Origin of the sequence: Rhizobium sp. BR 314, assembly GCF_047445805.1 — a bacterium.
Taxonomy (GTDB): Bacteria; Pseudomonadota; Alphaproteobacteria; order Rhizobiales; family Rhizobiaceae; genus Rhizobium; species Rhizobium lusitanum_B.
In genome coordinates this window covers 1-12,255 of record NZ_JARWLA010000050.1, presented here as the reverse complement: position 1 = coordinate 12,255, position 12,255 = coordinate 1, and the positions used below count along the sequence as shown (strand labels likewise).

At 58.1% G+C, this 12,255-nt stretch carries 12 protein-coding genes and 1 pseudogene; 3 read left to right on the top strand and 10 right to left on the bottom strand.

From position 1 onward, the window contains the following. Position 1: 1 nt before the first annotated feature. The 4 genes from QD461_RS33375 to QD461_RS33360 all read right to left on the bottom strand — a co-directional run bounded on the left by QD461_RS33375 (position 2) and on the right by QD461_RS33360 (position 4,596). Complete coding sequence (locus QD461_RS33375; protein WP_245276591.1) at positions 2 to 1,558, bottom strand: aminoacyl-histidine dipeptidase; 1,557 nt, start codon at positions 1,556 to 1,558, stop codon at positions 2 to 4. 245 nt (positions 1,559 to 1,803) lie between these two features. Then, the gene (locus QD461_RS33370; protein ID WP_028753502.1) at positions 1,804 to 2,709 is read right to left on the bottom strand and encodes a LysR family transcriptional regulator; all 906 of its coding nucleotides are present in this window, start codon (positions 2,707 to 2,709) and stop codon (positions 1,804 to 1,806) included. A gap of 349 nt (positions 2,710 to 3,058) precedes the next feature. Beyond that, the gene (locus QD461_RS33365; RefSeq protein WP_028753503.1) at positions 3,059 to 3,802 is read right to left on the bottom strand and encodes an SDR family oxidoreductase; all 744 of its coding nucleotides are present in this window, start codon (positions 3,800 to 3,802) and stop codon (positions 3,059 to 3,061) included. Between the two features lie 11 nt (positions 3,803 to 3,813). After that, the gene (locus QD461_RS33360) at positions 3,814 to 4,596 is read right to left on the bottom strand and encodes an SDR family NAD(P)-dependent oxidoreductase (protein WP_414091289.1); all 783 of its coding nucleotides are present in this window, start codon (positions 4,594 to 4,596) and stop codon (positions 3,814 to 3,816) included. Between the two features lie 449 nt (positions 4,597 to 5,045). Between QD461_RS33360 and QD461_RS33355 the strand changes: the two genes are divergently transcribed. Both QD461_RS33355 and QD461_RS33350 read left to right on the top strand, forming a co-directional pair. Then, entirely contained in the window at positions 5,046 to 5,897 is an 852-nt protein-coding gene (locus QD461_RS33355) for an SDR family NAD(P)-dependent oxidoreductase (protein WP_028003123.1), read from the top strand. A gap of 31 nt (positions 5,898 to 5,928) precedes the next feature. Next, positions 5,929 to 6,630 carry a RibD family protein gene (locus QD461_RS33350; protein ID WP_028003124.1) on the top strand — a complete coding sequence of 234 codons (702 nt, stop codon included), beginning with the start codon at positions 5,929 to 5,931 and terminating at the stop codon, positions 6,628 to 6,630. A gap of 112 nt (positions 6,631 to 6,742) precedes the next feature. On the opposite strand, the gene QD461_RS33345 is transcribed toward QD461_RS33350, so the two are convergent. Next, on the bottom strand, positions 6,743 to 7,516 hold the full coding sequence (locus QD461_RS33345; RefSeq protein ID WP_013984680.1) for a DeoR/GlpR family DNA-binding transcription regulator: 774 nt from the start codon (positions 7,514 to 7,516) through the stop codon (positions 6,743 to 6,745). Positions 7,517 to 7,739: 223 nt separating this feature from the next. Between QD461_RS33345 and QD461_RS33340 the strand changes: the two are divergent. Further along, a pseudogene (locus tag QD461_RS33340) lies at positions 7,740 to 7,904 on the top strand (NAD(P)(+) transhydrogenase (Re/Si-specific) subunit alpha); the annotation flags it as partial. Between the two features lie 105 nt (positions 7,905 to 8,009). Here QD461_RS33340 and QD461_RS33335 read toward each other — a convergent pair. From QD461_RS33335 to QD461_RS33315, 5 genes are all read right to left on the bottom strand, one after another. After that, positions 8,010 to 8,876 (bottom strand): N-acyl homoserine lactonase family protein, encoded by an 867-nt coding sequence (locus tag QD461_RS33335; RefSeq protein WP_414091288.1) that lies wholly within the window; start codon positions 8,874 to 8,876, stop codon positions 8,010 to 8,012. Continuing rightward, positions 8,848 to 9,354, bottom strand: coding sequence for a hypothetical protein (locus tag QD461_RS33330; RefSeq protein WP_234705240.1), 507 nt, complete (start codon positions 9,352 to 9,354; stop codon positions 8,848 to 8,850). Before QD461_RS33330 ends, QD461_RS33335 begins: the two co-directional genes overlap by 29 nt. Next, on the bottom strand, positions 9,351 to 10,394 hold the full coding sequence (locus tag QD461_RS33325) for an aldo/keto reductase (protein ID WP_013984678.1): 1,044 nt from the start codon (positions 10,392 to 10,394) through the stop codon (positions 9,351 to 9,353). The genes QD461_RS33330 and QD461_RS33325 overlap by 4 nt, the downstream gene beginning before the upstream one ends. A gap of 257 nt (positions 10,395 to 10,651) precedes the next feature. Continuing rightward, entirely contained in the window at positions 10,652 to 11,608 is a 957-nt protein-coding gene (locus tag QD461_RS33320; RefSeq protein ID WP_013984677.1) for an L-threonylcarbamoyladenylate synthase, read from the bottom strand. 121 nt (positions 11,609 to 11,729) lie between these two features. After that, positions 11,730 to 12,255 (bottom strand): aldo/keto reductase (locus QD461_RS33315; protein WP_414091287.1); only part of this gene is annotated, 526 nt, incomplete at its 5' end.

The window sequence follows — 12,255 nt, the reverse complement described above, 5'->3', positions numbered from 1 at the left end:
CTTAGGTCCGGAGTTCGCGGAGCAGCGACTTGAGAAGCCGCCAGGTCGAATTGACTGTCGTGTGGTTGAGGCGCTCGCGCGTGGTGTGGACGTCGAACGCTTCCGGCCCGATCGACAGCATGTCAATGTCAGGAACCTTCTTTCGGAAAAGGCCGAGCTCGAGACTGGAGTGAGAGACTTCCACATGTGGCTGCTCACCGAACTCGCGCTCGTAAGCGGCTTTGGCGGCGTTGAGCATTCGCGAATGAGGATTGTATGGCCATTCCGGGCAATCCGCGAATGTCTCCACGCCCGCGCCGTTGCCGATGAGTTCTGATAGCTGCCGGATTTTGTCGACGATGTTGTAGCGACGGGAGCTGACGGCGCTTGGGACCGTATTGACGATTTCGATGGCCTCTTCATCGCTTGAAAGCAACGCCACGGTGTTGGAGCTCTCGACGAGGCCCTCGACCTGAAGGCTCTTGCTCTGGACGCCGTTGGGAAGCAGGTTCAGGGCATCGACCAGCGCCCGGGCGGACTGAGCCGAGAAGACGTCTGTAATTTGTCTCCTGGACTCGCTGACTGTGACCTTGAGGTTAGGATCGCTTGCTTTGTACTCAAGCGCAATCGAAGCCGCTTCCGCTTCAATTCTCTGTCTGAGATCGGCGATCCGCGAGGCATCGATCGAAATGATCGCCTCCGCCTCACCCGGGATAACGTAACGGTTCACGCCACCCTTGACTTCGGCTACGTTGGCCCCAGCATCCCGGATGGCAATCCGGAGCAGCCGTCCGAGCTGGACGATCGCGTTAGCGCGTTCAAGATGGATGTCGAATTCGGAATGACCGCTGCTCAGGCCGGAGATCCGCAACGAAAGGGCGGTCTGCCCCGAAACGCGTGGCTCCCACTGAACCGGAATCTTGAAGCGCACTGAAATATCGCCGGCGCAGCCTGCGAAAAGCGACTTGGGATCGTGCCAGTTCATGTCGAGAAGGCGCTTACCGCTAAGCTTTGTGCCGTCGAAGTGTTGCGCCCCGCCCTTGCCGACTTCTTCTTGAACCGTCAGGACGACTTCGAGCGGCGGATGCGGGATATCGTCGGATGCCAGCAACGACATTGCGAAGGCCACACCAACGGTGTTGTCCGCCCCAAGGGTTGTCCCCGTACCATGGATGAAATCGCCGATAACCTGAAGTTTGATGCCTTCGTTTTTAAAGTCGTGGTCAACACCCTCATCGCTCTCGCAGACGATGTCGGTATGCCCGTGAAGAATGACCGTCGGAGAGTTTTCGTAGCCGGGCGTTCCCGGCTTCTTAATGAGGAGATTGTAAATCTCGTCCTGGTAAACCTCGAAGCCGCGCGCCCGGGCAAAATCGGCGATGTGATCGCTAACCTGCTTCTCGTTGTAAGAACCGCGCGGGATCGCACTTAGCTCTTCGAAAAAACCAAAGAAGGTCGCCGGCTCGAGACCAGCAAGAATAGAATTATCGCGTTTATCTACAGTTTTTCCAGCGGGGAAACTCATTCGGCCCTCCTCCCAATACAGCATCTGAGCAATACTTCTTTGCTCGCCGAACATAGTCCGGCGACCTCGTAAACCGTATCGCGATCATCTTACGCGCTAAGGCGATCCAGGTTCAGATGCCCTCCACGCATCGAACCATCTCCGCTTTCAGCTCCTAATTCAAACGCAATATTTCATAAAATAGATGAGCTTTTTTCATCTGAATCTGTTATGGTATAAGCTAACGTATCCATTGACGCGGGCCCGGCAAGAATGGACTCTCACCTGCAGCGATTTGGGGCTGGCTTTGAGCCGTCACTTCAATCGTCCGAAAGCGGCGCCTTAAGGTGGTCGAGAAACGTCCGGAGCGCTGACGGCACCTGTCGGTGCGAAACATAGTATGCATGAAAACCCGGCCCAGTAGACGACCAGTCCGGCAGCACCACTTCGAGCAGACCAGCCGCGAGTTTGTCCTCGACGCGTGCGCGCAGGCAGTAAAAGAGACCGCCCCCCTCCTGCGCCATGCGGATGGATAGTTCTGAATCCCCGAGCGTGAGCAGTCCGGGAACGTCAAGCGCAACCATGCGATCGCCGTCGCCAAGTTCCCATTTGCAGACGTGGTCCGTACCGGTTCGGATCCGGATGCACTCGTGCGTCAAGAGATCTTCCGGCCGCTCGGGCCGCCCTCGTTCGTTGAGATAGGTTGGAGAACCGACCACGACCCATTCAAGTTCGGACGTCAGACGCGACGCGATCATCCCCTCGGGAACTGTTCCCCCATAACGGATGCCCGCGTCAAAACCTTCGGCGACCATATCGATAAAGCGATCCTCGACGCTGACTTCGATCTCGACATCGGGGTAGTTGCGGCGAAAACTGTGCAGTCGAGGTGCGATCAACAGCTCGGCGGCGTCACGCAGCGTGGTCACTCTCACCCTGCCCGTAGGCCCGCTCCTGAAACTATCCAGGAGATCCATCGCAGCTTGGATGCCGAGGAAATGCGGCTCCAGTTCGGCAAGCAGTACTTCGCCGGCGGCGGTGAGACTGATGCTCCTGCTTGTCCGATGAAACAGACGGACGCCGAGACGGGCCTCCAAACCCCTAATCGAGTGGCTGAGAGCGGAGCCGGAAACGCCGCGAAGCGCGGCGGCCTTTCGGAACCCCCCCGCCCGCGCGATCGCGACGAAAGTTTCAAGGTCGGCCAGATCGGCCCGCGTCGATACCATGAGTGATGGATACTCGCACTTGTACTGAATAAGATCGTCCTTGCCGACGCCGACCTTGCTTCAGGCGGCTGGCGTCTTCAATCTTAATTCAACTAACCCTGTCTTTGGTATGTGATGAGCACGGAAGCAGTCAAAAATTTGATCTTAGTTGATTCATGTTGGATCCTGGGAGCGACGACGGGAGATGGGCCGGGTCGCTGAATAATGCGAACCCCCGGGATTAGATGGTCATGCAATGATCCTCTTGTCCACAGCCACGAGAAGCGGCACCGGTCGGAACGAATACCACCTCCGCGCGGGCGGCCTGGCAGTCCCGGAGGTTCAAGTTCTGAGCTTTCGAAAACGCCGGCTACCAGTCCTGCCGGGTTGGATGGACGACAATGTCGTTGATCGTGATCTCCGGGGGCTGATCTAGGGCATAGACCACGGCTTCACCCACCGACGACGGCGGAATACCCTGCTTGTTGAGCTCTCCGGCGATCTTTCTGCCCGTCTCGTCATGAACCTTATCGGCCCAGCCGGTATCGATCACGCCAGGGCTGATCATCGACACCTGGATCCCACTTCCCACGCCCACCTCCTTTCTGAGGCTTTCGGTGATACCGCGTATGAAGAACTTCGTGGCTCCGTAAACGCCTGCCGCCTCGCCGACATGAACGCCGGCGATAGAGCTCATATTCAGGATGCGGCCGGACCGGCGCTCCAACATCGACGGCAGAACGGCGGCAATCGCATGCAGATAGCCACGTAGGTTGGTATCGATCATCTTGTTCCAATCGCCGACCGCGGCATCCTTCCAATAGGAAAAGAGCATGAGGCCCGCATTGTTGACTAATATATCGACCGGGCCGTACGTCGTCGTGGCGAATGCGACGAGGGCCTTGGTACTCTCAAAATCCGTGACATCGGCAACCTTGTAGCTGGCAATACCTCCCGAACCGGCGATGTCTTCGACAATCTGACTGAGGCGTTCCTCATTGCGGCCGGCAAGGACAACGCGCGCACCTTTTTCCGCCAATCCTCTGGCGGTCGCTGCTCCAATGCCCGAGGAAGCTCCCGTGACGATTGCGACCTTGTCTTTCAGATGTGCCATGATGTGCTCCTTCACTGCGGTTGGGTCAGTTCGGCTTGCCGGGCGGCTTTAACAGGCTCTGGGGTTGTCCGGTTTTCCAACACCTGCCGCTTGGTTTTCTGGTCTCCGCCGACGACATGGTCGATGTCGTTCATGAGGGCCTCGAAGCCCTGCTTGGCGACGAGCGTCTTGTCGTTTTTCTGCTGGCCACCGAGCTTCGTATCGCCCATCCCAGCGTTCGCGTGGAAGTCGCTGTTGGTGGCGCYCGGAAGGAGTGCCGTCACCGTGACCCCGGTCGAGCGCAACTCCTCGCGCAGAGATTCCGCGAACATGTAACCGAATGCCTTCGACGGGCCGTAGACGGTTTCGTACGGCGTGGGCAGGGTCGCCGAAACCGAGGATGTGATGAGGATCCTGCCGCGGCCGTTCTTGACCATATGTTGGACGACGCGTTTGGCCATATGGACGGTCCCAGTGACATTGATTGCAAGCAGGCGAAACTCATCCTCGAGATCGTTATCGACGAAGGCGCCGCCGATACCGATACCAACGTTCAGAGCCGCGGCTTCCAGTGGGCGCCCCAGCCCCTGCGTGAAAGTCCAGAACCCCTCAACGCCATCGTATGTCGAGGCATCCGCTTTGAACGGATACGCTTCGGCGTCAAGGCTTCGTAGTGCATCGGCGGCCTCGTTTACTTTGTCGCTTGAGCCTGAAATAGCAACGTCAAATCCATTCTTGGCGAATTGTTTGGCAAGCTCGAAGCCTATTCCAGATGAGCCGCCCGTGACCATTGCGAGTGGTTTATTACCAGTCATGATTTCACTCCTTTGGTTTTATCAGCACCACGATCGCCTCGAGGCGCTGGTGACCTAATGCCCGTGGAGCCGGTTGGTTACATGAGCAAAATCGATCGGGGCGGTGAGCAAAAATCAACCACCGATCTGGCAGATACCAGGAGTGAGGAACCTTTTGGTCGCGTCCGCAGCCAAATTGACGAGGCATTCCCGACGTCACGAAGGCACCCAAGAGTGAACACCCCTCATCGGTGCGTGCGATCCAGCTCACTTCAAGTGGTCGGCGGAGTGGCCTATGTTGTTAGGAGGATGAGCTGTCGTTCGCAGCCAGCAGATATGGTCCGACCACACAAGCGCCCGCGTAGCGCTGGTGCGCTTCTTGCGCTGGTGCCTTCGGCCGAGAAAATCCACCGCGACGGCGTGTCCGGCACACCTTCCAGCGGTGACGTCCAATGACGGRAAAGACAAAGATGAGCGAGAGAATGAACAGTATCGTTGCTCCTGGCCGCGTTGCGGTCATCACGGGAGCTGCGAAGGGCATCGGCTTGGCAATCGCGAGGGCTCTCGCGGCCCGCGGCATGAAGCTCGCATTGTTGGATCTCGACACCCACGCACTTGATGATGTTACCTCGACACTCGATACGGACACTCTGGTTGTGAGCGGCGACGTCTCGGATCTATCGACACTGACGAGGTTGCAGGACGAAACGCTCTCTCGGTTTGGCGACGTGGCCATCCTTGTAAACAACGCGGGCATTACGCAAGGAGCCGGCCCCTGGGATGATCCTGTAAAGTGGCGACGCCAGATCGATGTAAACTTCGGAGGTGTTTTAGCCGCACAACACGTCTTCGTGCCCTACCTGATCAAGGCAGCCCGACCATCGGCGGTCGTCAACCTCGGCTCCAAGGAAGGAATTACAACTCCTCCAGGCAATGCCGCCTATTCGGTGGCAAAGGCAGCTGTCAAGGTGCTGACCGAACAGCTGTCGCACGAGCTTTTGAAGGAGACGGGAGGTCGTGTATCGGCTCATCTCCTCGTCCCTGGCTACACGTGGACACCCATGAACATCGCACTCAAGCCGAAGGGCGCTGCCAGGCCCGATGAGGCATGGACCGCAGAGCAGCTGGTGGAATACTTCCTGGCCCGTCTGCTCGACGAGGACTTTTACATCATTTGTCCTGATAACGCGGTCACGTCTGCGATCGATGCCAGACGGATCCGCTGGGCGGCCGACGACATGATCCTGAACCGGCCGGCCCTTTCACGCTGGCACCCCGACTGGATGGATAAATTTGCAGCCTGGTTGAAGGTAGGCCACTGACGGTGGAATGTTTGTAGAGGAGCGTAGTCCAATGCCTAGACCCTATGTAATCTGTCACATGATGTCGCCGCTGGATGGCCGATTGATCGTCAATGATTGGGCCGAGGCAACCGGCCATTCGGTCGATGAGCTCGTGAAGATCTATGACGACCTGCATGAGAAGATCGGCGCCGACGCCTGGCTTTCGGGAAGAGCGACGGGAGAAGAGTTCGCGGACGCCGTCGACCATCCCTATCAAACAACCGGCACGGCCGCGCGACCGATCCATATCGCCAACCCGGATGCCGACGAGTTCGCTGTTATCGTTGATAAGGACGGTCGGCTACGCTGGGACAAGAACGACATTGAGGGGGCTCACCTTGTCGTCCTGACAGGATCTGACGTGGATGATGCTTACCTGGCGGGCCTCACCCAGGCTGGCGTTTCCTATATCGTATCGGAGAAAGATGGCGTCGATCTGAAAAACGCGCTCGACGTTCTCGGAACCGAGTTCGGTGTGAAGCGCTTGATGCTGGAAGGCGGGGCGCAAACTAATGGCAATTTCTTGGATGCGGGTCTTGTTGACGAGGTCAGCCTAGTCATCTTCCCTGCGATCGGAGGCAAGTCGAATACACCGGCCATATTCGAGGGCGGTGAGGATGGGCTTGCCGGCGGGGCGAGGCTCACGTTTATCAGCGCCGAAGCCGCTGGCCTCGGCTCCGTCCATCTGAGATATCGCGTGGGACGTCCGTAGGAGACGTCCATAGGAGAAGACTGTAGAAGGGATCCCCCCAATCGGAGGGCCCAGCTTGAGATGGACAGGTGCCGCCTTGCGCGGCATCTATCCGAAGGATTGTTGGCGATATTCACTTGCTCTCCTGCGATGCCACTCGAAGTGGCACATTGGCTCCTTCCAAAGCCGCGCGGACGTCGACTGACGGTTCCTGGTCGGTGATGATAACTTCGAACTCGTCAATGGTGGCCAGGACATGAAGAGCGGTATGATTGAAGCGCTTATGGTTTAAGAGCAGGCAGCGACGCGCGGCGCTTGCAATCATCGCTCGCTTCGAGCGGACAACGTCATCATCCATATGGTAGACGCGCAATCCAGAAACTGCCGGCGTTGAGATAAAGGCGATGTCGGCGCTGAGACGCGACAGTGCCTGTTCGGCGACGACGCCGAAAAAACCATTGAACTTCATCGAATAGCGTCCACCGACCGCAATCAGGTTGATCCCTGATTCCGTCTTGAGCCGATCGATGACCGCCGCATTGTTGGTGATCACCGTCAGCGGCCTCCTCTGTGGCAGCAATTCCCCGAGCACCGACGCCATAGATCCGTCGTTGACCATCACCGTCATGCCGGGCTCGACGAGTTCAAGGGCGGCCTCGGCCATCCGGCGCTTGGCCTCGCCCTCCTGCTGCTGGCGAAACCGGAAATCGCTTTCGAAATGGCCTCCTGCCTCGATCGTTGCCCCGCCACGGACCTTGCGAAGCATCCCTGCCCGCTCAAGATCATCTAGATCCCGGTGGATGGTCATCTTGGATACAGCGAACCGATCGGATAGGTCGTCGAGATCCACCACCCTCTGCGCGACCAACAGGTCCATAATGGCCTGCCTCCGATCATCTCTCTTCATATTTTAGTCCTCCGGCGCACTAATCCGATCCTTTAACATCAAGATCCGCCGCTACAAATCACATGCAAACATCATTTTTCGTTAGTTTGTCTTGCTCTATTCGACAACGCCACTGACGCTGCTGGCATACTGGGACACGTGAAGACGCATGATGGCGCGATTGCACCGCTCCATGCATGGCCGAAGGCGCTCATTTTGTAACGAAACAGGATGGTTTGGGGGTTCAAGCGCAAATGTCATCGCCATGGAGATGGTCCCGCGCGTCAGCCGCGCACGGAAGATGGAGGCCTTGTCCTCCATGGTCAACATCGCGGGCTACCGGGCCGTCATCAAAGCGGGCGCGAATATAGGGCTTCTTCACCGGCAGATCACCGYAGCGGGCAAGGTGTTTGGTAAAGGCCTGTGTCACTGACACCCGGCCTTTTCTCTGCTTATCGCCTTGGGAGGACGATTGTGAACGATGCGGCTTGGTGTTCGCGCTGCTTCAAATCGATCAAACTCTTGATACGTCTCCGTCGGCCACACAAATCTCGACGAGCATGAGCTGGCGATCCGTCAGGCGCGACGGATAGATTTTTGACAGCTGCTCCTCGTGCATGGGAACGATTCGTCGTTCGTCCATACCAACGATTTTGAGCATCTCCTCGGCGGACTCGATCAGACGTGTCTGGCTGCCATTGGCAAGGCCCGGCGGCACAAAGCAGGGATCGGTGGCGTCCTCACCCGTGAGGTTGCTGTAGGTGTAGATGACGTCGCCGGACAGGACAAACTTGCCGTCTCCACCGCCCGTCTCCACCACCACATATTGCGATCCTGCGGTATGGGTGTCGAATGCCGGATAGACATGAACGCCTGGCACTAGGTTTTCCCGCTCTCCCTCCACCAGTTCCAGGCGGCCTTCGATATTTGCCTGGGTCAGATAGAGGATATCCGCCGGATTCAGTCCGGCCTGCAATGAACGGAAGCGCCGACCCTTTGCCAGAATCCACATCCAGGATTCCAATTCTTTCTTCTGAATGAAAATCTTAGCATTTGGGAAGAACTTTAGGCCGCCAATGTGATCGAAGTGCGCGTGCGTGAGGATGACATGCGTGACGTCTTGGGGCCTGATCCCGCATTCCCCGAGAACGATTTCCGGAGGCGTCCAACMGGTAACGCCGATTGAGTTGGCGATCTGGCCTCCGAAATCGGCGGCGTCGTGACCGGCATCGACCAGAACGACTGCATCTCCTGACTTGATGAGTATGTATGCGAACGGCAGGTTCATCGTGCCCTGATTATGGGCGCCGTAAAAAACCCCGCTGACCGGGTGCACCGGGCTTCGAGAGTATTCAAGCACCCAGATCGAATGCGTTCCCATGGTCTTCCTCCCCATGTCCAAGTAGGGACCCTCCACAGCATGCTGTCGTGTCGAAGGTCGACGTGCCTAAGATGGCGGCCGATCGTTTCAGCTCGATCGCCGCATTTGAAAGCAGCCCCAGCAGGGGTGCATCTGAAACCAGGACACCGCGCTGCAGGTGCTCCTCCGCCTCGACAAGCAGGCCATCTGCCCGTCCAAGATGGGAGAGTGCGTGGCCCTGCCCCGCGAGACCGCGCAAGCCCGCAAGCGAGGAACGGACGGATCGCTTTATCTCTGTGGCGCGATTGGCGAGTTCTCCAATCAAGAGGCGCATGCTCTTCTCCCTCAATGCCATATGCATGAAGGAGTAGATCGCGAGGAGCTCGCCATATGTCCTGACGAGCGCCTCGAGGCATGCGCGCGCCTCCGGCGATGGAACCGAACCCACGAGCGCTTCACAGCGGAAGCCGCCGAAAACGGTGCCTCCGCTGGCCATCATCGTACAGCCGTCGGCAGCGGAGCGTTTGACGGAAGAAGGCTCGCCTCAGTCAAAGCGTCCCAAAATGCAGCGGGTATTGTCTCGTTGATCGCCTTGACGTTCTGCTCGACTTCCAATGCGCTCTTTGCACCCATGACCAGCGTGGCCACTGCCGGATGCGCATAGACGAATTGCATCGCCGCTGCAGGCAAGCTCACCGCATATCTTAAGCAAATGCTCTCGATGGCCTTGACCTTTTCGACGACGGCCGCCGGAACCTTGCCGTAATCGTAAGTGGCCGCGGGACCGCTTACGCCGGTCGCGAGGATCCCGGAATTGAAGATCCCGCCGGCGATCACGGAGACGTTCCGCTGGAGCAACTCGTCGAACGCGGCCTCAAGCGGGGCATGATTCAAAAGGGTGTAGCGGCCGGCGATCAACGAGCAGTCGATCGGAAATTCACGGGCGACACCCACGACAGACTCGGTCTCGTTGACACCCAGACCAATGGCCGATACGGCTCCGCTGGAGCGAAGTTCGTCCAGTGCCTTGTAACCGGAGGCCCGCAACTGGTTCCAATAGAATTCGCTCTGGTCGCCGTGCCATGCCCGACCAACGTCATGCACGAGAAGAACGTCAATATAGTCTAGGCCGAGGCGCTGTTGGCTGTCTTCGAATGCACGCATCACGCCGTCATAGGTGTAATCGTAGGTATCGAGAAACGGAAGCGGGTCGATCCACTCGATGCCGTAGACGGTCTCTAACTTCTTCGTCCTGCTTGCGGGCTTCAATACGCGTCCGACTTTGGTGCTTACCACCACGTTTTCGCGCAGCTTGTTCGCCCTGAGGGCATGGCCAAGATAATGCTCCGACTTGCCGAATCCATACATCGGCGCGCAATCGAAATAGCGGATGCCGGCCGCATACCCGGCGAGGATCGTCGCTTCGAATTCGTCGTAGGAGACATCGGCGTTGAAGCCAGAGAGCGGCACTGTGCCTAGCCCAAGCGAAGTTACCTGCACTTTGCTTTTTCCGAGCGGCCTAGTTTCAAGTTCGGTCATGTGATCATCCCTAGATGTCGATAGGAGGCGTCGAAGCGATGTAGCTTCCGCCATGCCGTCATTGTTCGGGTAAAGCCCGTGTCCCAAATGCGTGTCATGTCGCCGGCGTCTGCCGCCAACCACACCAGAAATGCTTGATGGACCTCCGTGGCCTGACTCCTCAATCGGCAAGGTGTAAGGTATAAGGTCATACCTATAGAGGCAAGCGTTTTTTGCATGCCGCCATCCGCATTTTGCGAATTGCTTAAAAATGCCGCCTACGCGCAACGGGGCGCGGCAGCTCGTCTCAGCCGATCGTTGATTGCCCTGCCAAGGCCAATCAGAGGCACAGGGGCGAATGCAATAACGTCACTCGCGCCGGCCAAGGCGTCGGCTTCACTCATGGCGGTGTAGAGGTTGCGGGCAGCTTCCTGAAGGTCACCGGAAGAAGACAGCGTCAATTGACAGCCCTCGCACTCCGGTCCGAAACCGACCCAGACCATATTGGCGGCAGGACGGTCGACATTCATCTGAACGGCGGCTTCCGGAGCATAATGGCTCTTTAGCTGGCCTGGTGCCGAGACTTTTTGGGGCCCAGTGTCCTCGTCAATCGGGCCGAGTAAAGCTTCCAGTGCCTCCCGCGGAACTGACCCGTGGCGTAGAATGATCGGAGATCCGACCAAAGACAGAATAGTCGATTCCAGGCCGTGATCGCATATGTCTTCTTCCACGATTCCCGAAATCCGTCCGTCCAACTGGCGGACAACTTCCACGAAGCGGGTCGAGGTGACCTTCCCGGAACGATTGGCTGAAGGCGCTGCCACCGGAAATCCGACGGCCCGGATCAGCCGTTGGGCGACACTCGACGAGGGAAATCGGATTGCGACATTTTTCATGCCCGCGGTAACTGCGGTTGCGAGCCCCGCGTCTTCCCGCTTTGGCAGGAGCAATGTCAGAGGTCCCGGCCAAAAGCTGGCAGCAGCCAACTCTGCCTCCGGATTGAAATGTGCCATCCTGCGCGCCATTTCCACGTCCGAAACGTGGATAATCAGGGGATTATGCCGCGGGCGTCCTTTGGCTTCATAGATGCGCTCGATCCCGGCGGGGCTGCTGGCGTCCGCGCCGAGCCCGTAAACCGTCTCCGTCGGAAACGCGACAACTTCGCCATTTCGCATGAGCCGGGCGGCAGCTTCAATCGCGCTGTCGCTGACGTCAAAATGACGGGTGGTGGCCATCTTTTTTCCTCGCGCTGGTTCTGGAAGGGAGCAGAGATCGATACGACCAAAGCCATTGGCTCAGGAGGCCCGGTTCGGCGTGCCTCCTGACAGCCTCAACGTCGTCCCCGCTGAGCCAAACTCAGTTCAAGCCGACTACGCTATGCGGCACGTATGGCTCCTCGAGTTCGCGGACCTCGTCGTCGCTTAGCTTGACGGCCAAGGAAGCGACGGCATCCTTCAGATGCTGTAGCTTCGTTGCGCCGATTATAGGAGCCGTCACGCCCGCCTTTGTGTTAAGCCACGCCATCGCAACGAGGGATCGCGGGACGTTCTTGTCCTCTGCAATCTTTGCGACGACGTCTACGACGCGGCGATCCGCCTCGTCCGCGTGACCGTAGAACCGAGCGGTGACATTGTCGGTCTCGGACCTCAAACTGCTTTCCTCCCAAGGCCGGCTGAGGCGCCCGCGAGCCAGCGGACTGAACGCGATGATCCCCACCCCTTCAGCTTTACAGAGCGGCAACATCTCCCGCTCTTCCTCGCGATAAAGGAGGTTCATCTGAGCTTGCATCGAAACGAAACGCGACCATCCGGCAGCGTCCGACTTGTAGAGCGCGCGCGCAAATTGCCATGCGTAACAATTGCTGGCTCCGATGTAGCGAACC

Excerpts from the sequence above, each read along its gene's own strand:
- QD461_RS33375 (WP_245276591.1), bottom strand. The coding sequence starts at position 1,558 with ATGTTCGGCGAGCAAAGAAGTATTGCTCAGATGCTGTATTGGGAGGAG.
- QD461_RS33370 (WP_028753502.1), bottom strand. The coding sequence starts at position 2,709 with ATGGTATCGACGCGGGCCGATCTGGCCGACCTTGAAACTTTCGTCGCG.
- QD461_RS33365 (WP_028753503.1), bottom strand. The coding sequence starts at position 3,802 with ATGGCACATCTGAAAGACAAGGTCGCAATCGTCACGGGAGCTTCCTCG.
- QD461_RS33355 (WP_028003123.1), top strand. The coding sequence starts at position 5,046 with ATGAGCGAGAGAATGAACAGTATCGTTGCTCCTGGCCGCGTTGCGGTC.
- QD461_RS33350 (WP_028003124.1), top strand. The coding sequence starts at position 5,929 with ATGCCTAGACCCTATGTAATCTGTCACATGATGTCGCCGCTGGATGGC.
- QD461_RS33345 (WP_013984680.1), bottom strand. The coding sequence starts at position 7,516 with ATGAAGAGAGATGATCGGAGGCAGGCCATTATGGACCTGTTGGTCGCG.
- QD461_RS33330 (WP_234705240.1), bottom strand. The coding sequence starts at position 9,354 with ATGATGGCCAGCGGAGGCACCGTTTTCGGCGGCTTCCGCTGTGAAGCG.
- QD461_RS33325 (WP_013984678.1), bottom strand. The coding sequence starts at position 10,394 with ATGACCGAACTTGAAACTAGGCCGCTCGGAAAAAGCAAAGTGCAGGTA.
- QD461_RS33320 (WP_013984677.1), bottom strand. The coding sequence starts at position 11,608 with ATGGCCACCACCCGTCATTTTGACGTCAGCGACAGCGCGATTGAAGCT.